The sequence below is a fragment of the Rhodococcus sp. KRD197 genome, assembly GCF_017168235.1.
Classification (GTDB): Bacteria; Actinomycetota; Actinomycetes; order Mycobacteriales; family Mycobacteriaceae; genus Rhodococcoides.
In genome coordinates this window covers 183,249-208,528 of the sequence record NZ_JABFAO010000009.1, presented here as the reverse complement: position 1 = coordinate 208,528, position 25,280 = coordinate 183,249, and the positions used below count along the sequence as shown (strand labels likewise).

The 25,280-nt window shown below is 60.8% G+C and carries 28 protein-coding genes; 10 read left to right on the top strand and 18 right to left on the bottom strand.

What is annotated here, in order from left to right; all coding sequences use genetic code 11:
- Positions 1 to 6 precede the first annotated feature (6 nt).
- From J1M86_RS14570 to J1M86_RS14555, 4 genes are read left to right on the top strand one after another with little or no spacing between them, the layout of a single operon-like run.
- Positions 7 to 1,416 carry an amidase gene (locus tag J1M86_RS14570; protein ID WP_206510420.1) on the top strand — a complete coding sequence of 470 codons (1,410 nt, stop codon included), beginning with the start codon at positions 7 to 9 and terminating at the stop codon, positions 1,414 to 1,416.
- Positions 1,413 to 2,348 (top strand): phosphotransferase family protein, encoded by a 936-nt coding sequence (locus tag J1M86_RS14565; RefSeq protein ID WP_206510419.1) that lies wholly within the window; start codon positions 1,413 to 1,415, stop codon positions 2,346 to 2,348. The genes J1M86_RS14570 and J1M86_RS14565 overlap by 4 nt, the downstream gene beginning before the upstream one ends.
- A 7-nt stretch (positions 2,349 to 2,355) precedes the next feature.
- Positions 2,356 to 3,300 (top strand): choline/ethanolamine kinase family protein, encoded by a 945-nt coding sequence (locus tag J1M86_RS14560; protein ID WP_206510418.1) that lies wholly within the window; start codon positions 2,356 to 2,358, stop codon positions 3,298 to 3,300.
- Position 3,301: 1 nt separating this feature from the next.
- On the top strand, positions 3,302 to 4,636 hold the full coding sequence (locus tag J1M86_RS14555; protein ID WP_307786643.1) for an aminotransferase class III-fold pyridoxal phosphate-dependent enzyme: 1,335 nt from the start codon (positions 3,302 to 3,304) through the stop codon (positions 4,634 to 4,636).
- A gap of 23 nt (positions 4,637 to 4,659) precedes the next feature.
- Here the strand turns inward: J1M86_RS14555 and J1M86_RS14550 are convergent, their stop codons facing one another.
- Positions 4,660 to 5,040 (bottom strand): hypothetical protein, encoded by a 381-nt coding sequence (locus tag J1M86_RS14550; protein WP_206510417.1) that lies wholly within the window; start codon positions 5,038 to 5,040, stop codon positions 4,660 to 4,662.
- Positions 5,041 to 5,049: 9 nt separating this feature from the next.
- Positions 5,050 to 5,571, bottom strand: coding sequence for a DUF3558 family protein (locus J1M86_RS14545; protein WP_307786642.1), 522 nt, complete (start codon positions 5,569 to 5,571; stop codon positions 5,050 to 5,052).
- Positions 5,572 to 6,488: 917 nt separating this feature from the next.
- Here J1M86_RS14545 and J1M86_RS14540 point away from each other — a divergent pair.
- Positions 6,489 to 8,042 (top strand): SIR2 family protein, encoded by a 1,554-nt coding sequence (locus tag J1M86_RS14540; RefSeq protein WP_206510416.1) that lies wholly within the window; start codon positions 6,489 to 6,491, stop codon positions 8,040 to 8,042.
- Between the two features lie 303 nt (positions 8,043 to 8,345).
- On the opposite strand, the gene J1M86_RS14535 is transcribed toward J1M86_RS14540, so the two are convergent.
- The 12 genes from J1M86_RS14535 to J1M86_RS14485 form a co-directional block, all read right to left on the bottom strand.
- Positions 8,346 to 8,726, bottom strand: a complete 381-nt coding sequence (locus J1M86_RS14535) for a hypothetical protein (RefSeq protein ID WP_075839870.1) — start codon at positions 8,724 to 8,726, stop codon at positions 8,346 to 8,348.
- A gap of 13 nt (positions 8,727 to 8,739) precedes the next feature.
- Complete coding sequence (locus J1M86_RS14530; RefSeq protein WP_075839913.1) at positions 8,740 to 9,228, bottom strand: DUF3558 family protein; 489 nt, start codon at positions 9,226 to 9,228, stop codon at positions 8,740 to 8,742.
- 48 nt (positions 9,229 to 9,276) lie between these two features.
- Positions 9,277 to 9,999, bottom strand: a complete 723-nt coding sequence (locus J1M86_RS26420; RefSeq protein ID WP_307786648.1) for a Fic family protein — start codon at positions 9,997 to 9,999, stop codon at positions 9,277 to 9,279.
- A complete protein-coding gene (locus J1M86_RS26415; protein ID WP_241260086.1) occupies positions 9,936 to 10,358 on the bottom strand; it encodes a hypothetical protein in 423 nt (140 codons plus the stop codon). Before J1M86_RS26415 ends, J1M86_RS26420 begins: the two co-directional genes overlap by 64 nt.
- A gap of 296 nt (positions 10,359 to 10,654) precedes the next feature.
- Complete coding sequence (locus tag J1M86_RS14520; protein WP_206510415.1) at positions 10,655 to 11,158, bottom strand: YbaB/EbfC family nucleoid-associated protein; 504 nt, start codon at positions 11,156 to 11,158, stop codon at positions 10,655 to 10,657.
- Positions 11,159 to 11,203: 45 nt separating this feature from the next.
- Positions 11,204 to 12,118, bottom strand: a complete 915-nt coding sequence (locus J1M86_RS14515) for a hypothetical protein (protein ID WP_206510414.1) — start codon at positions 12,116 to 12,118, stop codon at positions 11,204 to 11,206.
- Positions 12,119 to 12,164: 46 nt separating this feature from the next.
- Positions 12,165 to 13,088: a hypothetical protein gene (locus J1M86_RS14510; RefSeq protein WP_206510413.1), complete on the bottom strand. Its 924-nt coding sequence runs from the start codon at positions 13,086 to 13,088 to the stop codon at positions 12,165 to 12,167.
- A gap of 257 nt (positions 13,089 to 13,345) precedes the next feature.
- Positions 13,346 to 14,167 (bottom strand): hypothetical protein, encoded by an 822-nt coding sequence (locus tag J1M86_RS14505; RefSeq protein WP_206510412.1) that lies wholly within the window; start codon positions 14,165 to 14,167, stop codon positions 13,346 to 13,348.
- Positions 14,164 to 16,713: a hypothetical protein gene (locus J1M86_RS14500; RefSeq protein ID WP_206510411.1), complete on the bottom strand. Its 2,550-nt coding sequence runs from the start codon at positions 16,711 to 16,713 to the stop codon at positions 14,164 to 14,166. The genes J1M86_RS14505 and J1M86_RS14500 overlap by 4 nt, the downstream gene beginning before the upstream one ends.
- Positions 16,714 to 16,715: 2 nt before the next feature.
- On the bottom strand, positions 16,716 to 17,024 hold the full coding sequence (locus tag J1M86_RS14495; protein WP_206510410.1) for a hypothetical protein: 309 nt from the start codon (positions 17,022 to 17,024) through the stop codon (positions 16,716 to 16,718).
- Positions 17,025 to 17,426: 402 nt separating this feature from the next.
- Positions 17,427 to 17,798, bottom strand: a complete 372-nt coding sequence (locus tag J1M86_RS14490; protein ID WP_206510409.1) for a hypothetical protein — start codon at positions 17,796 to 17,798, stop codon at positions 17,427 to 17,429.
- Between the two features lie 9 nt (positions 17,799 to 17,807).
- Positions 17,808 to 18,326 carry a DUF3558 family protein gene (locus J1M86_RS14485; RefSeq protein WP_241260085.1) on the bottom strand — a complete coding sequence of 173 codons (519 nt, stop codon included), beginning with the start codon at positions 18,324 to 18,326 and terminating at the stop codon, positions 17,808 to 17,810.
- Positions 18,327 to 18,580: 254 nt separating this feature from the next.
- Between J1M86_RS14485 and J1M86_RS14480 the strand changes: the two genes are divergently transcribed.
- The 3 genes from J1M86_RS14480 to J1M86_RS14470 all read left to right on the top strand — a co-directional run bounded on the left by J1M86_RS14480 (position 18,581) and on the right by J1M86_RS14470 (position 20,255).
- On the top strand, positions 18,581 to 18,838 hold the full coding sequence (locus tag J1M86_RS14480; protein ID WP_206510408.1) for a hypothetical protein: 258 nt from the start codon (positions 18,581 to 18,583) through the stop codon (positions 18,836 to 18,838).
- 223 nt (positions 18,839 to 19,061) lie between these two features.
- A complete protein-coding gene (locus J1M86_RS14475; RefSeq protein ID WP_206510407.1) occupies positions 19,062 to 19,448 on the top strand; it encodes a hypothetical protein in 387 nt (128 codons plus the stop codon).
- Positions 19,449 to 20,018: 570 nt separating this feature from the next.
- Positions 20,019 to 20,255: an aminotransferase class III-fold pyridoxal phosphate-dependent enzyme gene (locus J1M86_RS14470; RefSeq protein ID WP_206510406.1), complete on the top strand. Its 237-nt coding sequence runs from the start codon at positions 20,019 to 20,021 to the stop codon at positions 20,253 to 20,255.
- 23 nt (positions 20,256 to 20,278) lie between these two features.
- Here the strand turns inward: J1M86_RS14470 and J1M86_RS14465 are convergent, their stop codons facing one another.
- The gene (locus J1M86_RS14465) at positions 20,279 to 20,659 is read right to left on the bottom strand and encodes a hypothetical protein (protein WP_206510405.1); all 381 of its coding nucleotides are present in this window, start codon (positions 20,657 to 20,659) and stop codon (positions 20,279 to 20,281) included.
- An 11-nt stretch (positions 20,660 to 20,670) separates the two neighbouring features.
- Positions 20,671 to 21,144: a DUF3558 family protein gene (locus J1M86_RS14460; protein ID WP_307786647.1), complete on the bottom strand. Its 474-nt coding sequence runs from the start codon at positions 21,142 to 21,144 to the stop codon at positions 20,671 to 20,673.
- Between the two features lie 393 nt (positions 21,145 to 21,537).
- On the opposite strand from J1M86_RS14460, the gene J1M86_RS14455 reads away from it, so the two are divergent.
- Positions 21,538 to 21,939, top strand: a complete 402-nt coding sequence (locus tag J1M86_RS14455) for a hypothetical protein (RefSeq protein WP_206510403.1) — start codon at positions 21,538 to 21,540, stop codon at positions 21,937 to 21,939.
- Positions 21,936 to 22,832: a hypothetical protein gene (locus J1M86_RS14450; protein ID WP_206510402.1), complete on the top strand. Its 897-nt coding sequence runs from the start codon at positions 21,936 to 21,938 to the stop codon at positions 22,830 to 22,832. The genes J1M86_RS14455 and J1M86_RS14450 overlap by 4 nt, the downstream gene beginning before the upstream one ends.
- A gap of 388 nt (positions 22,833 to 23,220) precedes the next feature.
- Here J1M86_RS14450 and J1M86_RS14445 read toward each other — a convergent pair whose 3' ends face one another.
- Together J1M86_RS14445 and J1M86_RS14440 are read right to left on the bottom strand one after the other, a co-directional pair.
- Positions 23,221 to 24,783, bottom strand: coding sequence for an AAA family ATPase (locus J1M86_RS14445; RefSeq protein WP_206510401.1), 1,563 nt, complete (start codon positions 24,781 to 24,783; stop codon positions 23,221 to 23,223).
- Positions 24,783 to 25,181: a hypothetical protein gene (locus J1M86_RS14440; RefSeq protein ID WP_206510400.1), complete on the bottom strand. Its 399-nt coding sequence runs from the start codon at positions 25,179 to 25,181 to the stop codon at positions 24,783 to 24,785. The genes J1M86_RS14445 and J1M86_RS14440 overlap by 1 nt, the downstream gene beginning before the upstream one ends.
- Positions 25,182 to 25,280 lie beyond the last annotated feature (99 nt).

Genomic DNA, 25,280 nt, shown 5'->3' with positions numbered 1-25,280 from the left:
CGCGCGATGAATCCCCTTCTCACCTCGTCCACAGCGGAGATCCGTCAGGCTTTCCGCACCGGCGAGACCACTCCCGTGGAACTGCTGGACGCGACCCTCGAACACCTCGCAATAACCGATCCGGTGATCAATGCGATTGCGTACGTGGATGAATCGGGCGCACGAGCAACAGCTCAGGCCGCGACAGAACGCCTGCAATCCGGGCGTGCCCTCGGCGACCTCGACGGCATTCCGGTGACCATCAAGGACAGCGTGCATGCGGTCGGGATGCCATGGCGGCACGGTGTCGCGGCGAATGCGAATCTGCCGATGTCCACCGTCGACGCTCCCCCGGCGGCGCGGTTGAAGGAAGCGGGCGCCGTCATTCTCGGCAAGACCACGATGCCCGACATGGGGATGATGGCCGCCGGCGTCAGCTCCCTGTACGGAATCACCCGTAATCCCTGGGACCTCTCCCGCAATACCGGCGGCTCGAGCGCGGGCGCGGGAGCGTCTCTGGCGTCGGGCATCGGTTTCGGTTCTGTCGGTTCCGATATCGCCGGCTCGGTGCGGTTGCCGGCCGGGCACTGCGGGCTCGTTGCGCTCAAGCCGACGCAGGGACGCATCCCGCACACTGCGCCCTCGACAATGCGCTCGGCCGGTCCGATGGCACGCAGCGTCGACGATCTGATCGACCTCTACCGCGTCATCAGCCGGCCCGATCCGCGGGACACCTGGAGCCTGCCGCCCGAGGACACCGCCGGCATTCACGCGACTCTGACCCCTGCCGGGCTTCGCATCGGCGTCATGCTCGACATGGGCTACGGCACCACCATTTCCGACGAAGTACTGCGCGTGGTCCGTTCTGCAGCAGCGCAACTGTCTGCAGCGGGTGCCCTGGTCACCGAAATGCCGCCGATCTTCGGCGAGGATCCGTACCCGGCTCTCGACCGGCTGTTCCAGGTGCGTGCGCGGACCGAGTGGGAGGCCATTCCCGAGGATCGCCGGTCCCAGGTTCTACCTGCGGTGGCGGACTGGGCTTCGGAGGCGGCGAATTATTCTGCGGCTCAGTTCTCGCGGGATAACGAGGCGGTGATGCGGTCGCAGGAGATTGTGCGGGCGAGGACGAGCGAGTTCGATTTCGTGATCAGTCCGGTCATTCCCACTGTCGGGTTCGCGGCCGACGAGGTCGGGCTCGATCCGGTGCAGCCGCTCGGTCACTGCGGTTTCACGGCGTGGTTCAACCAGACTGCGCAACCGGCCTCGGCGCTGTGCTTCGGGTTCAGCGAGCACATGCCCGTCGGGATTCAGGTGGCCGGGCCGCGGTTCGCAGATCAAACGGTGCTGCGGCTGACGAAGTGGCTCGAGGGTACACGCGAGATCGAGATGAACTGGCCGACAGCTGTGGCCGCGGACAAGATCGGAGCACTCGGATGACAGTTCGACAGACATTGAGCGAGTTGGGCGTGTGGGCTTCCGCCGAACTGACGCTGGACCCCGGGACGACGATGGCAAGCCCGAGCTGGTGGGGTGCCGACTCCGAGCGCTATTCGGCCCGGTCTTCTGTGGCCGACAACAGTGCCGGGTCGGCTGCGTTCGTCAAGGTCATGGAACCGCATGCCCGTGACTACGTCGACTTGCCCGCAACCTTCGCCGCCGCCACGGCAGCCGGTGACGCCGGCATCGGACCAAAGATCTTCATCTCCGACGCCGACTCCGGTGTGCTGGTCATGGAGGACTTCACCGGCATGTGCCATACCGCGACATTGGATCTGTTCGACGAGGATGCGAACGTCGAGAAGCTGGTCGCGTTGCGCAAATCGGTGCACGGTTTGGACGGGGTCAAGCGTCGGGCTTCGGTGTTCGACGACCTCACGCATGCTCGGAATCTGGTCGAGAAAGTCGGCGGCGCGTTGCCCGCGGACTTCGACTGGATGCTGCGGACTCTTGCCCCTGCGCAGGCCCGGATCGAGGCGGCCGGCTACGACGCCGTCCCCTGCCATGGGGATGGGAACGTCTCCAATGTCCTGGTGCTCGACGACGGCAGCATGCGGCTCGTCGACTGGGATGTCGCGGCCATGATGGACCCGCTGCAGGACATCGGGGCGTTGCTCGCGGAGATTCGTCCGTTCGATTCCGATGCGCGTGAGGTGTTCGAGATGGCGTGGGGATCGTTCGACAGTGCACTGTTCGACCGCGCACGGATCTACGGCATCGCGGACTCGCTGCGGTGGGCGCTGATCGGTTCGTACGCAGACGCGATGAGGCCCGGCACGCACGAGTATTCGAAGTTCTCCGACTGGCAGTTCCTGCGGGCACGCGCTGGACTGCGCGACCCGCATTTCGACGACCGAGTACGGAACATCTGAGGTGACCATGAACGAGATCGCACTGGGATCTGCCCGCACCGAACCCGAACGGCAAGTAGAGAAGGCACTCGCTGCCATCGCGGAGTGGGAGGGCCGGAACATTACCTACACCCCGGTGCCCGGCGGGTTGATGAACAGCAACTGGCGTATCACCGTCGACGGGAAGCCGAAGCGCTACTTCATGAAGCTGCCTGGTGCAGGGTCGGAATCGTTCATCGACCGTTCGCTGGCCAACGAGGCAGCGCGGCGGGCGGGTGCACTCGACATCGGCCCCGAGGTGGTCCTCTTCGACCCCGTGACCGGTGTGGAGGTCATCGAGTTTCTCGAGGAGTATCGGGCGTGCACCAACGGCGATCTCAAGCGACCGGAAGTGCCGTTGGGCATCATCGACCTGTATCGGGTGCTGCATTCCGGGGACAAGCTCAGTGTCACCAAGACGATCTTCGACATGATCGACGAGCATCTCGACCAGGTCAACGAGCTCGGTGTGCGGCTCCCCCGCGATGCCGATGTGATCCTCGGCGAATACGGCCAGGCGAAGCAGGCGATGCTCGCCTCCGGCTTGGATCTGGTTGCCTGCCATAACGATCCGATGCCCGGCAACATCCTCGTTGCACCGGGAAAGCCGATGAAGTTGGTGGACTACGAGTTCGCGTCGAACAACGATCGGGCGTACGAGCTTGCGGTGATGGTCACCGAGATGTTCTACGGCGAGCAGCAAATCATGGAGCTGATCGAGGAATTCTACGGCAAGGCCGAGTGGTCGATGATCTCCCGAGTGCAGGTGTGTAGCGCGCTCGCCGACGTCAAGTGGGGTCTGTGGGGCTGCATGAACCACAAGCTCAGCAACGCATGGGATTTCGACTACCACAAGTACGGTGCATGGAAGCTGGCGCGGGCGCGGCTGAAGATGGCCGATCCGCGGTGGGCGTTCTGGCTGCAGGGGTTGTGAGGTGGCTATCCTCGATCGCGTCGGAGCGTTGAACGTCAACGGATTCGATGCATCCTCCATTGATGCCCTGGATCCCCGCACTCGTCAGCTGATAGATCGTCGTCGCCGAGTCCTCGGGCCCGCATACCACCTGATGTACGAGAAGCCGCTCGAGCTGGTGCGCGGTGAAGGCGTGTACGTCTACGACGCCGACGGCACCCGCTACCTCGACATGTACAACAACGTCGCGAGCGTCGGGCATTGCCATCCGCGGGTGGTGGAGGCGGTGAGTCGGCAAATGTCGCTGATCAACACGCATACGCGGTATCTGCATGATGCGGTGATCGGATATGCGGAGGACCTGGTCGCAACGTTCCCCGACGAGCTGACTACGGCCATGTTCACGTGCACGGGGTCGGAGGCGAACGATCTGGCTCTTCGTATCGCACGGCATGCCACCGGACGGCAGGGTGTCATCGTCACCGAAAGCGCGTATCACGGTGGCACTGTGGATGTGGCGGCGTGTTCACCGTCGATGGGTCCGGCGTCGGTGCGCGATGCACCCTGGGTGCGGACGGTCCCGGCTCCGGATGCGTATCGCGTGGGCGGGGACTTGGGGACGTGGTTCGCCGAGCATGTGCAGGTGCAGATCGACGACCTTCAGGCGTCGGGAATCGGCTTCGCAGCACTATTGATCGATTCGATCTTCGCCTCCGACGGCGTCTTGCCGGAGCCGACGCCGTTCTTGAAGCCGGCTGTCGATGCTGTCCACGCTGCGGGCGGGCTGTTGATCGCTGATGAGGTGCAGCCCGGGTTCGGCCGGCTGGGTTCCTCGATGTGGGGCTTCGAACGGCACGGGTTGTTGCCGGATATCGTGACGATGGGCAAGCCGATGGGCAACGGGATGCCGATTGCAGGATTGGTGATGCAGGGTTCGCTGGCCGAGCAGTTCGGTCGGGACTTGCGCTATTTCAACACCTTCGGTGGTAATCCGGTGACGATCGCGGCGGCGCAGGCGGTGCTCGACGTGATCCGCGACGAGGAGTTGGTGCCTAATTCCTCGGCCATGGGCGCTCGGTTGCTCGCGGGGTTGCGGGAGGTCGCTTCGGAGGTCGGGTCGATCGGTGACGTCCGGGGTGCGGGTTTGTTCGTGGGCGTCGAGTTCGTCGGGCCTGGTGGGGAACCGAATCCGTCCGAGGCGCTGCGGGTGGTCAACGCGATGCGGGAGCGTGGGGTGTTGATCTCGGCGACCGGGTGCTTCGGAAACACGCTCAAGATTCGTCCGCCGTTGGTCATCGGTGGGGGCGATGTCGACCGGTTCGTCGAGGAGTTGGCGGGGGTGTTGGGGATCGGGTAGCGCTGGCGCGTTGTCGGTGCGCCCTACTTCGGCCCTTGGGCCTGGAGGTCGGTGGCGTTGGCGGCGTCAGCCGCCTCGGTTGCAGCGAAGAATTTGCCGAAGACGACCTTCATCTCCTCGACGACGTCGATGTGGCTCTGGAGGACGTCGACCATGTTGTCCTCGCCGCCCGCTGCTTTTTCCGAGAAGATTCTCGCGAGTTCCTTGCCTGAATCGAAGTCTCCCCATCCGCTGGTGTTGACCAGGCGCCTCGCGGTTTCTTGGTGCTCCTTCAACTTGAGAATATATCCGTCGCAGGCCGAATAGCACGCCTGCGCGGCCTGGTCATTGAGGTACAACTGTCCTTGATCGGCAGCCACAGCGAGCGCCTGCCAATACGTCGTTGGTGGACCTGGGTTTCCCATTGATACCTCCTACTTGGGTGCGCCAGGAACCGCGCGTTCCAGATCGTTGACGTGTTTCAATACGACTTCGCAGGCGTCTACCCCATCAGCCGTGTTGTAGAGGGCGGCGAATACCACGACACCTGGCGGTACGTCGAGAGCAATCTGGCAGTCCCTGATAGCGGCACCGAACTCGGTCTTATACATGTAACCATCACGCCCGCCCACCTCCAGGTCACGGCCATCACGGTTGGACGAGTTCGCGCGAGCTTCGGCGATGGTGTGATCAATGGACGACATCACGCTCAAACCATAGGAGTAATCGACCCCACCTGGCGCGTGAAACACACAGCTTGCCCACTCCGGGACCGCTATTCCCTCGCCCCATCCTTCCATCCGGTAGGACGGGTCAAGTCCCGTCGCCGCGATGGCATCCGGCGTGATGCTGCACGGATCCCACCGCTCAGCCGCGACCGGACTCCCCTCGACCCCGTCGCCGCACCCGGCGAGCAGAGCTGCCACAGCGACCAGCGTCGCCACCCGTCTACGCACCAAACCCCCTCGATCACGTCGATCAATAGGTTAGACGCAGATAGACGGCCGATGGTTCCGTTGGACTTCTTGGAAGCAAACTTCGCCTCGAAGGCCACCGCCGCACGGACGAACCCGGAGTCGACGGAATCGAGTTGGCGGGTGTGGGGTCGAACTGGAATGCCCTGAGAGACAATTCGAGGGGAGAGGGTGTATAGAGCAGTCGAAAAGGGTCTTCGTCGCGCCGTGTCGCGGGATCACCATTTCGCAGATGCTGTCCGTGCCGGCGGCCATTCCTGGGACCAGGGAGCCGATTGAGTTCGAACGAGAGCAATCCAATTGACTCGAAACTCAAAGTCTACGCGCACTCCGCAGGTCGGACTAAGGTACAGGCCGCCGAAGTGCATCGACGAGAATGAGATGACACGGTTGATAGTCAAGATCGGCGCAGACAACGCATCGGAAAGAGAGGACCGCATATCGAAATTCGCAACACCGATGGTTAGCAGATGGCCCCCTCGGCAACGAAGTAGCTCGCCGCAGCCCTGAAAGCCACACCGATCGAATGGGAATTGCATTGAACAAACTACTCGCAGCTGCGCGGCTGGCGGGCGTCTACCTGCAGGACAGCTACGTTCTATCCATATCGGAGACACCCGGCGAGTTCACATTCGTGCTCGATGCGGTACTGACTCCTGAAAGCACGCGCTATGAACCGCCGAAACCTGTTGAACAGTATTGCTATACACGCGGCAGGCTGGTGGTCACAGATACAAACGACATCAAGTGGATTGCTCGGTCCAACGGGCGGTACACAGACGCCAACGGCGAAGTGGACCTGGGAAACATCGACTCCCTCAGCTTCGAGCAAGGTCCACGTATCTTGCTTCCTTGTTGGTACCTTCACTCTGCCCGTAACGATCTGCACGAGGAGCCATGTGACCGCACCGGTTGCCGACCAGCCCACAACGAGCACGCCGCCCGGACATGTGTTCGTGGTTCGTGGTCTTCTCGAGTCCATTGCGTGCGATGCAGTCATCGTTCCCACTAGCTCGAGCTTTCGCCCGCGGTACACGTGGTTCTCGGTTCTCGGTGTCGAGGACCGCACGGCACCGGCCGGCGCGTCAGACGATCGAGTCCGGCCCTTCCCCACCGACTCGAATCACGGCCCCGCGTGGCTGCTGAACGTGGCTCACGACGGGCATAGATCGGTCAACTGGCTGGTTGACGGTCTCCGGGCCGCGTTCGACCGAATCGCTGCCGAACTCGCATTGCACAGCCTCGGTGATGGTCGGGTTCGTCCTCTCGTTGCTCTTCCCACTTTGGGCGTGGGTCTAGGTGGGTACGAGGGGGTCCGAGGGGAGGTGATCCGCGCTCTTCATTCGACGGCAATGTACTTCGTCGCGCATTCGGACTTCGACGTCGTGTTCGTGGTCGAGAATGCGGCCGACTACGCAGCGTTCCAGTCCATACGCAAGGCTGCATCGAACGAAGGACGTGATGAAGCCCGACGGCTGGCCGAGCTCATTGCGGGCGGTGATGTCGCACTACTTCTCGGCGCAGGTGTCAGCATTTCCGCCGGCCTGCCGACATGGGACAACCTGCTCGGCCAGCTCAAGAACACGCTCCTTCCCGATCTCGATCCCGAGGTGTTCTCAGAACTCGGAGTGCTCGATCAGGCACAGCTGCTCGCGAATTCGAGTCCATCGAAAGCGTTGGGGCACAGCGTCTCGCAGCTGATCAAATCGGTCGGTGTCAAGAAGCCGACGCTCTCGCATTGTCTGTTGGCATCGCTCAAGGTCGCCAAGGTCGTCACAACGAACTACGACTCGTTGTACGAGGACGCATTCAATGCAGCCCACCGATCTGCATCGATCTCCGTTCTTCCGCGTGGCGACGTGGTGGCCGATCAGCCGTGGCTTCTGAAGATGCACGGCGACGTCGAAGATCCGGAAAGCATCGTTCTCAGTCGGCGCGATTTCGTGCAGTACGACGCGGAGCGCCGCCCTCTGGGTTCGATTGTGCAGTCACTCATGTCCACCGGTCATCTTGTTGTCATCGGCGCGTCGATGACCGATGACAACGTGCTCCGGTTAGCGCACGAGGTGCTGGCAATGAATGCCAGGTACGACCAGGAGAGAGTTCTCGGGACAGTCATCACCTTGCGGCCCGATGCGATCCGAAGCGCCTTGTGGAAGGGCGACTTCGACTTCATCCCCGCATCAACGGCCCCGACTGACAGTATCGCCGCTCGCGATCTCGAAATACTGCTCGACAGAGTCGCCATGCACGCGAGCGAACAATCTCGCTACCTCTTGGACCCCAGGTACGCCGAGCTCCTCGCCGACGACGAACAGCGTCTCGCCCGCACGCTCAGTGAAGTCGCCGGTGCAATCAACGGGCTGTCGAAAGAGAAGAAGAATCGTTGGACGGCGCTCAGCACGGTGATCTCCGAACTCGGGCACACGCCGAATAGCGAGAAACAGCCATAGAAAGCAGCGTCGAATACGTGGACCGTATGCGCGCTACGACCTGCTCAGTCGAGTAGCCCATCGGCTCGGGTGCGCGAAAAGGACTGCAGCGCGGCGCACATCGCGCCCGGCTTTCTGTCGAAAGACCAATGTCTCACTCCCGTGGCTACGACAGGCGCGCGAGGCGACCACGCAGGGTGGCCCCCGTTGTGATGCTGTATCACAACTTGAAGGTTTCCGAAGCTCTGTCACGGACGTCTGCGCGAGTTCGTTTCTGGGTGACTGCGCAGGATTGACGAGGTCTGGCGACTTGCCGGTCGGGCGCTACTTCGACCCCTGGGCCCGGACGTTGGCGGCGTTGGTGTCGTCGACGTTGTCAGTCGCGGTGAAGAACTTATTGAACACGACCTGCATCTGTTCGACGACGTCGATGTGACTTTGCAGCACGTCGACCATGTTGTCCTCGCCGCCCACGGCCTTGTCTGCGAATATCTGCCTCAGCGCTTGGCCCGACTTGAAATCTCCATAGCCGTCGATCTCCGCTAGTTCGACGGCACGGGCCTTCGAGTCCCGCAGCTTCCACAGATAGGTGTCGCATGCACTGCTGCAAGCAGCCGCTGCGTCTGGATTCAAGTACAGATGCCCTTGGTCTGCCGCCACTGCGAGTGACTGCCAGTAGGTCAGCGGCGCTTCTGAGTCTGCCATCGTGATCTCTCCTCTAGTTCGGATCCGGCAGCGCGGCTTGCAACTCAATCGAGTATTTGAGCACCAATTCGCACAATCGATCTCCCCCAAGCTCGGCCATGTCGATCACGGAGAAAACCACCATGCCGGGAGGGAGATCCACCGCAACATTGCAGGTTCGGCCGGTCCTGCCCACACTCGTCTGGTACTGGTGAGCGTCGCGCTCACCGATTTCTAGGTTGCGCCCGTCGAGGTTGGACGGTTTCTCACGAGCCTGGCCGATTGTGTGAGTCAACGATGACTTGACCGTCATGTAGTACTCCGCGGTCTTGTACGTGCACAATGCCCATTCGTCGACCTGTATGCCCTCGCCCCACCCCTCATCCTTGGTCGCGGGGTCAAGTCCTGTCGCTTGGATCGCCTCGTCAGGAATGCTGCACGGATCCCACCGCTCAGCCGCGACCGGACTCCCCTCGACCTCGCCGCCGCACCCCGCTAGCAAAATTGCGACAGCGATCAGCATCGCCACCCGTCTACGCACCAGACCCCCTCGATCACGTCAATCAATTAATTAGACGCCAACGAACGCCAGTTGGTTCCCTTGGACTCTTGGGACGAGAATTCGTTTCGAGCGTTCGACGAAGTGATCCAGCGCATCGAGGATTTCGTCGGCTTGCCACACGCGGTTTCGTCGCCCCTTGGACGTCTGATGCAGAACACCGGCGTCGACGAGTCGATCGATTGCCCGTTGCGCAGACATGTCGCTGACGTCAAATGTTCTCTGCACGAAAGCATTGTCGATGACCGGCTGCGCCACCAACGCATCGACAAGGCGCCACACCACGGATTCCCGGCGCGCAACGATGCTATCGATGAATCGTTCCCTCGCAGAGGCCAGGTCGTCGACCAACATGCGGCCATTCGACACCGCCGCGAACGTCGCAGCATTCAACCTCCGGACTATCGGCTCGACGTCACCCTTCCTGTACTCGTCGAGGCTCTCAAAGTACGCCGCCGTGTCGGTCAGCAGACCCGCAGACAGCGGGACCGTGACACGTTCGACCACTTCGGCTCGCCGGAGCATTGTGTGTACCAACGACCTGCCGGTACGTCCGTTTCCATCGGTGAACGGGTGAATAGTCTCGAACTGGGCATGCGCGATGGCAACATGCGGGAGAACTGGAAGATCGGTTCTCGACGCGAACACGAAAAGGTCGTCCAACGACGACGTCACCCGATCATGATGCGGTGGAACGAATGCGGCGTGGTGCGGACCGACGTCGGAGCCACCGATCCAGACCTGCTGTGTGCGCCACCGGCCTGCTTCAGGGTCACCGGCGGGTCCATCAGCGCCCGGTGCATCGCCAGCACCGACTCGGCCGACACCGTCGAACTCACTGCGAGCGCGGCCTCCATCGCACGAACGTTCCCACTGACGATCGACGCGTTGCGACTGCTCGGCGAACTCAACTCCGCGAGTGCCAGCGACCGTGCGCCGACGGTGAGGTTTTCAATCTGCGACGAGGCAGCGCTCTCGGATCGCAGCAGAATCGAACTCATCGGCGCCAACTCGGTGGACGAGCCGAGCCGCTGAGAGGCGTACTCGTCGAAACGAACGATCTCACGCAACGCATCTTCGGATTCAGCCGACAATTCACCGGAGAGGCGAAAATCAAGACTCCCAATTCGAGGAGGAATTGCCGCCCGGTAATTCCCCGCGCGCAACTTGCGCTGGGTCCTGGACGCATGGACAACCGTCGATAGCCATGGCCGGTCCTCCTACTCAACGGGGGCCAGGCCGAGACTCGGATCGTTGGCCACCGGTCGGCCATACCAATCTTTAAACGGCTAGAGATTGGTAAGGACTGCGCAAGGCCCTCGGACCCAGAATCGCGGGCCGACTCATACTCTCTAGCCAGCCGCTGGCGAATCCGCTGCCGCCGCGAAAGTTATTCCAGCCACGAGTTGCGCTGATAGTAGGAGTCGATTTCCTCATCGGACTGGGACGAGCTGTGGTTCGCGTACTGGACGGGTGAGTGAACCGCGAGACCCTGCTGTTCAACGGAAATGTCACCGGGCTGGGACAGCTCAACCGGCCACGTTGCCTGCGCCGGCGTGTCAGATGGCCTTTCGACTCTCACTTCGGGGCCTGGCCTGCTGTCGGTCGCGTCGACGATGCGGGCCACGACCGGGTCTTCACGTAGTACAGCCATCACCTCCGTGGTGCGCTGCTGCACATCATCAGCAGTCTGGTTGTACGCACGCATAATCAGGTCGGCCAACGCGCCGGGGCCCAGAACATACGCGTCGCGGCTCACATCCAGTCCGGTCAGGCGACCATTCGCATCAGTCCGGATGGTGACGCCGCCGAGCTGAGTGATGCCATGGATCTCGGCAACGGCCTCTTGCAGCCGACGGACCTTCGCGCCGAGTTCTTCACGGGAGCTGATCAAAGTAGAGGCCTCCTCACACACACGTGCACCGTTCAATTGGTCCGATCAGCTACCGGCATCGGGCCAACCAGGATAGGCCGGCTGCACCGGAGGTGGGGTGTCCCTCGCATAGGCATCACGGGGGATGACCGCAGGGGCGTCCGGGTAGAGAGATCGCGCCCACGGGACACAACGGCCATTCCCTGAAGTGATGGGATCAATATCGATAAGGTCGTCGATCTTCCATCCGGAAAACCTGTTGCCGGTGGGTGCTTGCCAGTGCAGCCCTTCTGCGTCCGACGGTCCGACCGAGGGGTGCGCCGAAGGTTCGCCGTCAAGACGTATGAAGTGCGAGCGTAGCTCTTGTCCACCACCATTGGTCAGCACTGACGGGGAATACTTGCCGTCTACCAAGACGTCCAAGCCCACCGCAAGCAAGCAGGAGACTACTTCGAAGCCCACATCAGTTGGAATTATCTGTTGAATATGGCCGTGGACTGTACCGACATACGGGCCCTCACCCGTGTCGGACCGGAATAGAGAATACAGTGGACCACCGGGCACACTACTCGAACTGGCCGCGAACCCGATGTAAGCGTAGTCCAAACCAACCATCCACCCAATAGCGACCGATTCATACGCGGCGCGGGCCAGGGTCCCCTCAGTCGAGAAAAGGTCTAGGCCAGGTGCCGCTGACCAGACCATCGTTGCATCGCGGATACGATCGGGAACCTCGTAGATATCGGTGGCGGGCCAAGGCGGCACCGCACTTGTCTCCAAAACCTGGGGGTCATCAACGGTAGAATCGCACGCTGTGATGGCAGTCAGCATCATCACCAGCATGGCGGCTACTATCCGAGTCCATCGAATCGCATCAGTCCGGATGGTGACGCCGCCGAGCTGAGTGATGCCATTAATCTCGGCAACGGCCTCTTGCAGCCGACGGACCTTCGCGCCGAGTTCTTCACGGGAGCTGATCAAAGTAGCGGCCTCCTCACACACACGATGCACCGTTCAATTCGTCCGATCAGCTACCGGCATCGGGCCAACCAGGATAGGCCGGCTGCACCGGAGGTGGGGTGTCCCTCGCATAGGCATCACGGGGGATGACCGCAGGGGCGTCCGGGTAGAGAGATCGCGCCCACGGGACACAACGACCATTCCCCGAAGTGCTGGGGTCTCTGTCGGTCAAACCCTCGATCTCCCAGCCAAGAAATTCGTTACCGGTGGGCGCCTGCCAGTGAAAATCATCGAGCGCTGGTGCGGACGACGTCGGACGCGAGGTCGGCGCCATGGCCGGTTCGTTGGTCCGGATAAACCGCGATCTCATCTCCGTTCCGTCACCGTCCGCAAGCCGCGATGGCAAATACTTGCCGTCTTCACGTACATCGAGACCGACGGATAGCACACAGGATAAAACGTCGAAGCCCGAGTCAGTCGGCAATATCTTTTGAATACGACCGTAAATCGTCCCCACGAACGGACCTTGCCCGGTGTCGTCATCGAATCCGCCGTACAAGCGGCCGCCGCCCGGGCTATTCGAGCTCGCCGCAAACCCTATATACGTGTAGTCGAGACCAACCATCAAACCAATAGATACCGACTCCAAAGCAGCACGCGTCAGGGTTCCCTCAGTCGAGAAGAGGTCTAGGCCAGGTTCCGCCGACCAGACCATCGTTGCATCGCGGATACGATCAGGAACCTCGTAGATATCGGTGGCGGGCCAACGCGGCACCGCACTTGTCTCCAAAACCTGGGGGTCATCAACGGTAGAATCGCACGCTGTGATGGCAGTCAGCATCATCACCAGCACAACGACTACTATCCGAGTCCATCGAATCGCATCAGTCCGGATGGTGACGCCGCCGAGCTGAGTGATGCCATGGATCTCGGCAACGGCCTCTTGCAGCCGACGGACCTTCGCGCCGAGTTCTTCACGGGAGCTGATCAAAGTAGAGGCCTCCTCACACACACGTGCACCGTTCAATTCGTCCGATCAGCTACCGGCATCGGGCCAACCAGGATAGGCCGGCTGCACCGGAGGTGGGGTGTCCGCAGCATCACGCTCTATGACGGGGGCTGTGTCCGGAATTCAGGGATCGCGCCCACTCGACGCAGCGACCGCCCCCTGCGGTGGTCGGATCATTGTCGACGAATCCGTCGATCTCCCAGCCGATGAATTGGTCGCCGACAATCGGGATCATCGCGTCAATATCGATCCTCGGGCCAACCTGGAAAGGCAGGCAAGACCGGAGGTGGTTCGTCGTTGGCGTAGGCGTCACGGGGGATAACTGCAGGTGCGTCCGGGTAGAGCGATTTCGCCCACGGGACACAACGCCCCTTCTCCGCGGTGGCGGGATCTATGTCGACGAATCCCTCGACTTCCCAGCCGGTGAATTGGTCGCCGGTCGGTGCCTGCCAATGCAACGAACTGGGTTTACGTACGGACGAGGTCGGAGGCGTCTCAAGTACCGACTTTGGGTCAACAGTGCGTATGAACCGCGAACGCAAATCTCCCCCTTCGCCGTCGGTCAGACGCGATGGCGAATACTTATCGTTGGTGCGAACGTCGAGGCCAACGGACAGCACGCACCCAAGTACGTCAAAGCCGGTATCGGTCGGAATGATCTGTTGGATACGGCCGTGAATCGTCCCCACGAAAGGACCTTCCCCTGTGTCATCCTCGAAATCACCAAAAATCCCACCACCGCCCTTGCTGCCAGAACTGTCCTTGAACCCGACGTACGTGTAGTCGAGACCGATCATCCACCCAATGAACACCGACTCCTGAGCAGCGCGGAACAACTTTGCCTCCGCAGAAAACAGGTCGATTCCTGGCTCCGCCGACCAGACAATCGTAGCGTCACGGATACTGTCGGGAACCTCATAGAACTCAGTCGCAGGCCAACGCGAGGACAGTGTTGGCGTCGGAGCAGTTTCGTCCTCGGGGGGAGGAGAGCACGCTGCAACGAAGGCCAGCATCGACACCAGGGCGGCGATGATCATCCGCAGCAGTCGGGACATCTTCATCCGTAAATCTTAGTTGGCCATGTGTTGCGCGAGTTGCGAGACGCTTCGTCGCTTGCCAGCCACTTCAGAATCTCTGCACTCGTCGGATTGTTGCCTTCAGGCCTGATCGCTGCTGAAAGACTGCCCCATTGGCCATCTCCAGTCGCATTTCTGGAGTACTCGTCGAGATTCGAAATGCCACTTGCGCCAATTAGCTGCTCGGTCACATTCACGGACTCCTCGCGCACTAGCCTGCCTTCGTTGAAGTATGCCCTCACCGCTTCAGAGTATGGAAGCAGCTTTGCCCCGTCATCACTCTTGTACACGTCGGGGACATCGTTGATATCGACCGTACCGCTAGCGACAAGCGCTTCGAGCACGTTGAGTTTCCTGAAATCTGCACTGCCCCAATCGCTTGCCACGTATGCACTACCTCCGCTGTCGAATCCGAATTGCGATGAATCGAGGGTCAGCTCACGAGCCAGTGGCGAATCGAGGTCATCGACAGACAACACGTACGGCTTCAGGAACTCGGAACCGGCCGCGACGGCCATTCCACCCGGACCGAATCCACCGGCAACGATTTGCCCCGCAGTCCACGCCGCAGCGAATTTCGAATTACGAGCATCGGCCGCTTCCTGCTTGTCGACTCCGTCCTGCACACGTTGATCCATCTCGGTACTGAGACCGTGATCGACAAGCCACTGCAGCCGATACGCCTGATCCCCCAACGACGCATCCCCAGTCACAGCGAACAGACGATCCATCCGCTGACTCTCAGCGAGCGCAGTACCGTTGATTATCTGACTGGCCTGCTCATCGGAATCGAGAATACTGAAAACACGAAGCGGCTCAACAGGTCCCCCGATGTAGTCCCTACTGCCACCGAACTCACCGAACCCATTCGTCTGCGTGAGGTCACCGGGCATACCGGTCATATCCCCGACGAACGGGGCGAGCGCCTCGGCGACCTGATCGGCCGTACCGTCACCGATCTTCCCTTCACCGGACAGAAGAGTCGTGTAATTGTTTGTACCATCGGATGATTCGGCGCTAGCCATGATGTCGGCCAGACCGCGTGCCGCAGACCCTGCACGCACCGAGTTCTCGTACTCGGATGTGCCTTCGAGCGCAATCGAGTGCGCATCGCGAGGAATCCAGTCCGTGAGAGATGCCATGGCCGAACCGTCCTCACGCTGCAGCAACGGCATCAACGCAGTATCTGCCTGGTATCCGGACCCGAGGATCTCCGGCCCTCCCTCGCCGGTCAAGATCGCATGTGCGCCGTCGGTGTTGCGTGAACCGAGCGCGATGGCCTTCTCGAGCGACTCCACGTGATTCGGATCGTCCAACGATTCACTTCCGAAGGGCAACGCTCCACCATGTGCGTCCATCCAGGACATATGCATCCCCTGTCGGATCAGCTCGGTCGACATTTTCGTCCCCGGCTCGCTACCTACCTCCGCCAGAGACATCGCGTCGAACAGCTTTGTTTGGCCCTCGACGAACCTCTTGTGATCATCCACGATCGGACCGTCCCCGGGATACGTCAACGCGTTACTGTCGAGGCCATCGACACCACGACTGGGACGAGTCGAAATGAGCTCACGCATATCCTGAGGCAAGTTTTCGTAGCTGCCGGCTCCGATGAGGTTGCCGTCGCCGTCGCGGCCGGTGCCGACGTTCTCGTTGGACAGCACCATCACACCGTTGGCGAGCGACGCTGCCGCCTGCTGCCCCGCCGGGCCCTGCGATTGCAGTTGTTGACTCGTGGCCGTGAACCCATCGACACCAGCGGTGTTGTAGAACTCTTTGAGGTACTGCTGGGTACTCGCCGGGATCGTTGCAGTACCGCCGTTGAGGTAGGCCTCGAGCTGCGCGGGTTCCATCCCCGTGGCCTGCAAGTCCTCGGTGAGTCCCCTCATGACGTCAGCGGGGATCGGCTCACCGGCATCGACGGCGTCTCGCACCCGGGAACCGATCGCCTTACCGCCCTCGCCCGACAGCACCACCGAACCGACGCCGGTACCGCCGAAACCACCGTGCTGTTCGAGGTCCTCCAGCCCCCCGGCCAGAACCGACCTCAACGCAGTCAGAGCAGATCCGCACTGAGCCAGGTTCTCTTTCAGACTGGTTTGAAAATCCGCTGCTTGGCGGTCGAGAAGTCCCTGCAGCACCAGTCGGAAAGCGTCGTCGTTCGTGCCGGGAACAGTTGGGCTGGTGACGCTCCCGTCAGGTGCAACGGACATGCCATTTCGTCCGGCGGCATCGCGGACCTCGAGAACTACCCGGCGATAAACACCGAGCATCTCGCCCTGCGTCACCATCGCCTCCCCCACGGTGTCGGTCGCACGTCTCGACGCCGTCGCGGTGAGCACCTCCGCCACCGCAGACATCGACGCGGCCGCGCTGGCGTCGCCCACCCACGTCTGTGCACACCTATCAACCGCAAGATCCACTTCGGCCAGACGATCAGCAAGAGCAGTCCCCGCCGTTTGCATCGCACTTCCCGCCGCAACCAACGTCTGCGGATTCCACGACTCGACCTGGGGAATCGTCGGGGCCATTACTACCCGAGCCCTTCGGTCAACGAGCCGAGCTGCCTACTGAACACTTCTTCGACAGCGTCATAAGTCGCCGCGCAAAAAGTGGCGCCATCGGACAAAGCCAGCACCGCGGAGCTATGTTTCGCCACAGTGGACTCCAGGGTCGTCACGAACCGACCCAGAAGACCATCGATACCGGCGTCCGGCATCACCACAGCGTCAGCACCAGCCTTGGCGGGCGCAGCGATCTGCGCCACCTCACCCGCTTTGACACGCAACTGCGCCCCCAACGACCTGATCTCATCGAGATCAGCGCCCAACATCTCCCCCAACAGACCACTCCCCCAAGAGCTACCTCACAACGGCGCCACAACAACAAGTTCATTGTTCGACTAACGCGACAGCCACAGGCCTACCAAGGCACTACCTTGCCACAGAAACAAGCGACAAGCAGCCATTACATCGCACGTCTGACCTACCACAACTCCCAAATGCTGAACTTTGCTCCGGCAGACGATGGAGCTGATCGAGGAGTTCTACGGCAAAGCCGAGTGGTCGATGATCTCCCGAGTGCAGGTGTGTAGCGCGCTTGCCGACGTCAAGTGGGGTTTGTGGGGTTGCATGAACCACAAGCTCAGCAACGCTTGGGATTTCGACAATCACAAGTATAGTGCGTGGAAGCTGGCGCGGGCGCGGGCGCGGCTGAAGATGGCCGATGAGGTGCAGCCCGGGTTCTACTTCGGACCCTGGGCCCAGACGTCGGCGGCGTTGGTGTCGTCGACGATGTCCGTCGCAGTGAAGAACTTGTTGAACACGACCTTCATCTCTTCGACGACGTCAATGTGGCTCTGCAGGACATCGACCATGTTGTCCTCGCCGCCCACGGCTTTTGCAGCGAACATGTCGCGCAGCTCAGTTCCGGACTTGAAATCGCCGTAACCGCTTATGTTGGCCAGCACCCTTGCTTCTCGCTGATGGTTCTCCAGCTTGAGAATGTACTCGTCACAAGCCGCGCTGCAAGCCTGCGCCGCCGCGGGATTGAGATACAACTGTCCTTGATCGGCAGCCACAGCGAGCGCCTGCCAGTATGTTGCAGGTTCACCCATCGCAACCTCCTATTTGGGCACGGCCGGAACCGCACTTTCCAGATCATGGACATGTGCGAGCCCTATCTCGCACGCGTCCGCGCCATCATCTTTCTGGTAAAGCACTGTGAACACCACGACTCCCGGCGGTACTTCGAGTGCGATGTTGCAGTCCCTGATTGCGGCACCGAACTCGGTCTTGTACATGTACGCGTCACGGCCGCCCACCACGAGATCGCGGCCGTCTCGATTGGCCGATTTCGCGCGAGCCTCGACGATCGTGTGATCAACAGACGACAGCACGGCTAGCGCATAAGCCGCCCTGGCACCTGGCAGCAAGTACTCGCATACCGCCCAATCATCGACAACTATTCCCTCACCCCAGCCCTCGTCCTTGGTCGCAGGATCGAGCCCCGTCGCCTGGATCGCCTCGTCGGGAATGCTGCACGGATCCCACCGCTCAGCCGCGACGGGACTTCCCTCGACACCGCTGCTGCACCCCCCGAGCAGGACTGTCCAGGCAATCAGCATCGCTACCCGTGCCCGCATAAATCCCCTCCTCCAGCGTCAATCGATAGGTTAGACGCAAGAGCGCGCCGATCGGTTCCGATCCACAGGTGAAGGCATACTCTGCTATCAATAATCGGTAATTCACTCTGGACGGAGGGGGCAACTCGGTTCTCGTGAAACTCACCGGGCAGCGTTGTGCGACAGCAAGAAGACGATGGACAGCAGCGGTTGGACACTTCAAGCGGACGATGCCATCCGCCCAACCACGCCGCTTGCCGGATGGACCAGCTGAGATGGCCGGCAAGTTCGAAGCGTTCGAGCTGGCGTTGGCGGTTACGGACCGCCTGAAGGATGTAGGTATCGACCAGGGCAATCTGGTCGAGATCCTCGAGGTGCACCAAGACCGCCTTGTGATTCAGACGATGGAGCCGAGAGACGACGATTCGATGCCCTTCGCGATCGCCGAGGATCGTGACATCGAACCGACCGACGGCAAGGACGAGTTCGGGAATCCAATGTGGGGGCCGATCCCTGGGCCCACTGCGAAATGATCGGTACTGCTTAGGGACGCCATGGACCCAACCTCGAAGTAGCCTTACGCACTCTCTTCCGTGACGGTTCTTGCCTGAAACCGAATGTCGAGTAGTCGATGTCGTGCATTGTTTCCAACCTCCTCACTGCGTGGGAGTCAGCGGAGGTTGCGATGCTGAACAAGGAGGATCGCCCCCTCGGCAACGAAGTAGCTCGTCACACGCTGAAAGCCACACCGATCGAATGGGAATTGCATTGAACAACAACTACTCGCAGCTGCGGGGGCTGGCTGGCGTGTACCTGCAGGACAGCTACGTTCTATCCATATCGCAGGCGCCCGGCGAGTTCACATTCGTGCTCGATGCGGTGCTGACTCCTGAAAGCACGCGCTATGAACCGCCGAAACCTGGTGAACAGTATTGCTACGCACGCGGCAGGTTGGTGTTCGCAGATGCCAACGACATCAAGTGGGTTGCTCGGTCCACCGGACGGTACATAGACGCCAACGGCGCAGTGGACCTGGGAAACATCGACTCCCTCAGATTCGAGCAAGGTGTCTATAAAGCCGAGGGCGACTGGGGGCGTGTCGAAATCCGATCGGCGTCAGAGCCACAGTTCGTCTTCGATTGACCGAAGGCACGCCACTTTTGTGCCGATACTGGGGCTGCTTGGCACGATCGACTACTGCCAACGCTGGGATCGAACCGGAGGTCTTCGACACTCCCACACTGACATCGACCCCGTCGCGCAGTTCAACGAACGATCCACCGGCGTGTACTCCCCGCAATGAAGACGCATCCATCACATGCGGGCCAGTTCAATCGCAGACGGCGAGCCCGCCTCCTGCCACACTGACGACCCTCATCCCGTCGAGCCCAGCGATGGTCCACGCTTCGAAATCGGGGCCGAAGGAAACAACCAAGTTCGCCTCGTTTCCTTCGAAGGCCGATTCGATTCGTATTTCGCAGCTGCGATTTGTTCGGAGAGCCACAGAAAAGCCGAAGTCGATCGAGTCTATCGTCTGGCCATCTATGGGAGTTTTCACGAGCTACCAATCTTCAGAAACCGAAATATGAGCCGAGGCGATACGAGACTTCCGAATCAAGCCGTTCCTGAACGCCGCGCAGCATGCTGGACGGCCGTGGTCGATCGATGCGGGCACGCTGCTACTGATTCACCGACCAATCGGCAGCGCTTTCGATGAGTGACGTCCGGGGTTCGGGATTGTTCGTAGGCATCGAGTTCGTCGGCGCCGGCTGGGAACCCGATCCGGCCGAGGCGTTGCGAGTGGTCAACGCGATACGCGAGCGTGGGGTGTTGATCTCGGCGACCGGATGCTTCTGCAACACGCTCAAGATTCGGCCGCCACTGGTCATAGGTGGGGTCGATGTCGATTGGTTCGTCGAGGAGCTGGCGGGGGTGTTGGGGATCGGGTAGCGCTGGCGCGTTGTCGGTGCTCGCTACTTCGGCCCCTGGGCCCGGACGTCGGCGGCGTTGGTGTCGTCGACGTTGTCCGTAGCGGTGAAGAACTTGTTGAACACGACCTTCATCTCTTCTACGACGTCAATGTGGCTCTGCAGGACATCGACCATGTTGTCGTCCCCGCCCACAGCTTTTTCCGAGAAGATTCTCGCGAGTTCCTTGCCTGAATCGAAGTCACCCCAACCTGTGACGTCTACCAGTTCCCGGGCACGCGTTTGATGAAGCTTCAGCCTGGCAATGTAGTCATCACATGCGAGGCTGCAGGCAGCTGCGGCTTCCGAATTCAGGAAGAGATGGCCACTGTCCGCGGCGATAGCAAGCGACCGCCAGTAGCTGACAGGAGGTTCAGGAATCGCCACATCGAATCCTTCTACTTGGCAGGCGGCAACAGTGCCGCCAAGTCTGTTGTGTGTGCCTGAGCGAGACCGCAAGGATCGGCCCCTATCGGGTCCGTGCCCATAGAGTTGACGGTGAAGACCACAACCCCATTCACTACGTCCACAGCGACGTTGCAGTCTGTGATCGATCGTGAGTTGGCAGTCGTGAAACGGTAGGCATCACGGCCATCAACCTCAACGTCCACACCATTCAAATTGGTTTCGTTGTCGCGTGCATCTTCGACGGTGAAGACGTCGGACGACTTGACGTTGAAGAAGTACGAAGGTTGCGCTTCTGGACCTCGGAATATGCATAGGCTCCAATCTCGAACCTCTATCCCTGGGCCCCAACCCTCCTGGAAGGACGGGTCCAGGCCCGTCGCTGCGAGCGCCTCGGGAGTGATGCTGCACGGATCCCACCGCTCGGCCGCGACCGGACTCCCCTCGACTCCGCCGCCGCACCCCACGAGCAAAGTAGCCACAGCGACCAGTGTCGCCACCCGTCTACGCACCAAACCCCCTCGATCACGTCGATCAATAGGTTAGACGCCGACAGCCGGCAATTGGTTCCGTTTGACTTTCGGACGCAACTGGCGCAGAGCTGGCAACGTCATCCGTCGCCGTCCGTCATGACATGCCGCGGTAGCTCGATACGTGAACGCATCGTCGGGCCACGCCACTGCCCTCACGATTGGACGGGCGACGAATACTCTGACCGGTTCTAGCTTCGGAAGCACGCTCAAGAACCATCCGCCGCTGGTCGTTGGGAAGGATGCAGTAGACCTGTTCATCGGGGAGTCGGCGGCGCTTTGGGAGTAGACGACGCGACGAATCACGGGCGCGGGCATAGGCTGCCAGGTATGAACAAAGTCAGCAAATTCGTTCTCGGATTGCTACTTTTCAACGGGGTGTCGTCGGTCGTCGGCGGGATTGCACTGATGACTGGAATGATCCCTGAACAACCCACGTGGGTCGAGCACACAGACTTCAGCAGTCTCTACTTCCCCGGCGTAATCCTGCTCGCGATCGTGGGAGGTAGCTCGTTGTTCGCCGCATCGGCGATGGTCAAACGGATTGAAGGCTGGCAGCTGGCCAGCATTCTGTCCGGGGTGATCATGATTGTGTGGATAGTCGCGGAGATCGCATCCATTCGCGCGTTTCACTTCCTGCAGGTGATCTACCTCGTGACCGGGGTTGCAGTCATCTGGGGTACTCGAACGGCCGACGACACTGCCGCAGCGGAACAGGGACGCGTGCCGTGAAGCCCAAAACACCTGGTAGACCCGGAGATCAGTCGCCGGCGAGCGTCAACACTGGTTTACCGCCGCCGCTGTCGAGTGCGCACGCCGCATTCGCAACCGGCATGTTCGTCCTCGCTGTTCTGCTGGTATCGAATTCGATCCTCGGGCCACTCGGTATCGGAATCATCGACTATCCGATCTCGACCACCTTGCAGAACCAGCTGATCGGCCTCGAGCTCGTCACGCTCGTCCTGGTCACCCCGTTGAGCATTGCCGCCGGAGTGCTGGCGTTGCGCGGTCACCGCGCCGCTGGCCCTCTCGCTTTCGGCCCAGCTGCCTACACCGCATACATGTTCGTGCAATACGTGCTCGGCCCGGAATATGCGACGTTCAACTCGGTTGTGCTGTTCGACCTCGGTATCTTCGCGTTGAGTGCCGTTCTCACCGTCTGGGCCTGGACGATCACCGACACTGCTTCGATGCCTGACATGACACCGACCAGACAACGCGTCTACGGCGTAGTCCTGCTTGCGCTGGCAGCGTTCATACTGTCGCGATACCTCGGCCCCATCTTCGGCGGTGCGATGCCCGCCGAATTCGCAGATGCGCGCACATTCTTCTGGTCCATCGTTCTGCTCGACCTCGGTCTCGTGGTTCCAGCAACCACCATCACTGCAGTCGCACTCTTCCGCGGAACACGGTCTGCCCAGAAGGCGCTGTACGCAGTGCTCGGCTGGTTCGCATTGGTTCCACCGTCCGTGGCGGCTATGGGTGCAGTCATGGTCGCCCGCTCGGACCCAAACGCCGCAGTCGGCCAAGTCGTCGTGCTTGCCATCGTCGCAATAGTGTTCATGGTATTCGCGGCTACTGTCTTCCGACCGCTCCTCTCTCGGAACCGACCACACATCGCCTGAGTTTCACTCCATGTCGCTGCCGTCGGAGCGCCTCGAGGATCGCAGGAGCCTTCTGCATGCGGGAAACATGCTCTTCTCCCTCGATCAGATGAGCCTGCGCCCCAGCGACATTCGAGTCGAGCCACTCCGCGGCGTTGAACTCGCTTCCAGCGGCTCCGGACCATCCATCTGCGACCCGAGTGACATCCGGTTCGAGCGATCCGAGGACACTGGCAAGCTCGTCTGCCGCAGCTCGTGCTGACTGACACAAACCCTGCAACTCGTGCGGCACCACTTTCATCGGTTCGATGCCCAGAAATTCCACCACGGATCCCACCCCCAGGGAACTTCATATCATGTGGCCTGACGAACGCCAACCCGTCGAGGAAACGCCCACGCCTGGGACCCTTCAGCTCAAAATCACTAGGCGGCGAGACGTTGTCGCGGACGCCTGACGCGCGTCGAGTGGAGTCGATCGGCCTGCTGGTATTGCTCGATCGCGACCCCACGCCCTGATAGCGGCCACCTCTTCCGGGTTGGTTCGACTGAATGGCATGACGTTCGCGAATACGTCTTTGATGTATTCGTCGCCGGGCGGTGTGTCCCGATGCTGCATGAACATCGCTGCCGCGATGTCGTGAACAACGGATTCGATGTCCGAGCCAGCGAAGCCGTCCGATATCTCCGCCAAAGCGGCCAAGAGTTCCGCGCTGGGCTCGACCTGCAAGTACTTGCGAAAGTAGAGGCAGATAATCTCCGATCGATCACGCTCGTCCGGAAGATCGACGAAGAAGAGTTCGTCGAACCTACCCTTGCGAAGCAACTCCGGAGGAAGCGCCGACACATCGTTGGCAGTCGCCACCATGAAAACCTTCGACGTGGATTCTTGTAGCCAGAATAGAAATTGTCCGATCAGGCGAGTCGTGGTGCCAGAGTCCGAATTGCCTCCAGCGAGCGCCTTTTCGATTTCATCGACCCACAGGATGCATGGTGCGATCCGGTCAGCAGTATCGAGTGCTTCTTTCAATCGACTTTCGGACACCCCGACATACATCCCCAGGATTGACGCCATGTCCAACCTGTAGAGCGGTAGCTTCCACTCGGCGGCAATGGCTTTTGCGCTCAGCGACTTCCCACACCCCGGTACGCCGACGAGTAATACCCCTTTCGGGGGATGCAGATGGGTTCCGCTGAGGTCGGCACGAATGAGTTCGCGCCGCGTTGTCAACCATTCTCTGAGTGTTGTGAGGCCCCCGACCTGATAGTCGTTGTCCTTCAGTTTGACACGTTCGATTCCACTGAGCTCACCGAAAATCTGGTCCTTGAAGACGGAAAGCTCTGAGAGATCGTCTTTGAGCAGAGATCCCCGTGCAAGCATCGTGGTGATGGCGTTGATCGCTTCGGTTTCGGTGACGCCCACGAGCGCCTCGGATGCGAGCCGCATCTCCTCGTGTTCCCACTCGATGCGCATCACGGCACGATGGTCGTCGACGTAAGCTTTGACCACGTCGGTGTACAGCTCACTCGCATCAGGCAAGTCGAGAGACACCGACATTCCCAACCTGGCCAGACCAGACCAGACAGGCCCCGAGGCAATGACGATGATCGATCCCTGATGAGTCTCTGCGAGTCTCGAGATCTCAGCCAAGTGCCTCGCCGACGAGCTGTCATTCTCGATATCGTCGACGTCCGTCAGGATGAAGTTGGCATTGTTCCGTGCGGAGAATGTTGCTGTGGCGAAGTCGAGCGCCCCGACAAAGCTGCGATCATCGATTACAGGGGTCGGACTGGTGATGTCGAACAATCCGGTAGCCCGCGAGTGATAGTAAAACGGCATCGCCCGGAACTTGGACGCAACGCCTTTCAGCAGATCGAGGCCGCGTGTTCCCTCGATCGTACGCAGAACGATGAGAGGAACCCGCGCTTTCAGAAACCGCTCGAGTATGTCTGCTGTGTCGACCTTGCTGGGCATTACTTGTGGCCTTCCTCGGTCGGATTGCATTCGACAACCACCAGCCTGCGCTTCGAACTGCGTTGCACCCCAGGCGAACCGACGTGTCTCAAGCCCTCGTCCAGCGCCACTCGCCTTTCAGTGGGCGGAGCAGCAGGCTCTGGACGCAAGAGTGCGTCGAGCGGAAAGTTGGGTTCGAGGATGGCGGTCAATGAGTTCACTCTCGCTGTCTTCAACAACCGTTCTCGAACGTTTCTGTCGCTCGACGCGTTCTGGGTGCTCTTGAGCAGATTGTCTTCGATTTCCTGCTGCAGGTTGCGGATGTCCGTCGCTGCACCCTCCCTCAGGAGATCTCGAATCACCACGGGGAGCGATGGGTGTGCCGCGAGCTGCAACCGACGTGCAAGTTTCGTGCGCATCTGAACCATTGCGCGTTCACGGTCGTGTTCGGTTGTGGCTCGACCCCACTGAACAGTGAATTCGGACGACCAACGCGTCATTGCGGTGGACAAGGCTGC

Bases quoted from the DNA above. Each gene is read 5' to 3' on its own strand.
- J1M86_RS14530 (WP_075839913.1), bottom strand. From the start codon at position 9,228: ATGCTGATCGCTGTCGCAATTTTGCTAGCGGGGTGCGGCGGCGAGGTC.
- J1M86_RS14535 (WP_075839870.1), bottom strand. From the start codon at position 8,726: ATGGCAGACTCAGAAGCGCCGCTGACCTACTGGCAGTCACTCGCAGTG.
- J1M86_RS14470 (WP_206510406.1), top strand. From the start codon at position 20,019: ATGAGTGACGTCCGGGGTTCGGGATTGTTCGTAGGCATCGAGTTCGTC.
- J1M86_RS14490 (WP_206510409.1), bottom strand. From the start codon at position 17,798: ATGGGTGAACCTGCAACATACTGGCAGGCGCTCGCTGTGGCTGCCGAT.
- J1M86_RS14485 (WP_241260085.1), bottom strand. From the start codon at position 18,326: ATGCGGGCACGGGTAGCGATGCTGATTGCCTGGACAGTCCTGCTCGGG.
- J1M86_RS14560 (WP_206510418.1), top strand. From the start codon at position 2,356: ATGAACGAGATCGCACTGGGATCTGCCCGCACCGAACCCGAACGGCAA.
- J1M86_RS14475 (WP_206510407.1), top strand. From the start codon at position 19,062: ATGGGAATTGCATTGAACAACAACTACTCGCAGCTGCGGGGGCTGGCT.
- J1M86_RS14455 (WP_206510403.1), top strand. From the start codon at position 21,538: ATGAACAAAGTCAGCAAATTCGTTCTCGGATTGCTACTTTTCAACGGG.
- J1M86_RS14440 (WP_206510400.1), bottom strand. From the start codon at position 25,181: ATGCGCACGAAACTTGCACGTCGGTTGCAGCTCGCGGCACACCCATCG.
- J1M86_RS14550 (WP_206510417.1), bottom strand. From the start codon at position 5,040: ATGGGAAACCCAGGTCCACCAACGACGTATTGGCAGGCGCTCGCTGTG.
- J1M86_RS14480 (WP_206510408.1), top strand. From the start codon at position 18,581: ATGGCCGGCAAGTTCGAAGCGTTCGAGCTGGCGTTGGCGGTTACGGAC.
- J1M86_RS14505 (WP_206510412.1), bottom strand. From the start codon at position 14,167: ATGAAGATGTCCCGACTGCTGCGGATGATCATCGCCGCCCTGGTGTCG.
- J1M86_RS14570 (WP_206510420.1), top strand. From the start codon at position 7: ATGAATCCCCTTCTCACCTCGTCCACAGCGGAGATCCGTCAGGCTTTC.
- J1M86_RS14445 (WP_206510401.1), bottom strand. From the start codon at position 24,783: ATGCCCAGCAAGGTCGACACAGCAGACATACTCGAGCGGTTTCTGAAA.
- J1M86_RS14565 (WP_206510419.1), top strand. From the start codon at position 1,413: ATGACAGTTCGACAGACATTGAGCGAGTTGGGCGTGTGGGCTTCCGCC.
- J1M86_RS14500 (WP_206510411.1), bottom strand. From the start codon at position 16,713: ATGGCCCCGACGATTCCCCAGGTCGAGTCGTGGAATCCGCAGACGTTG.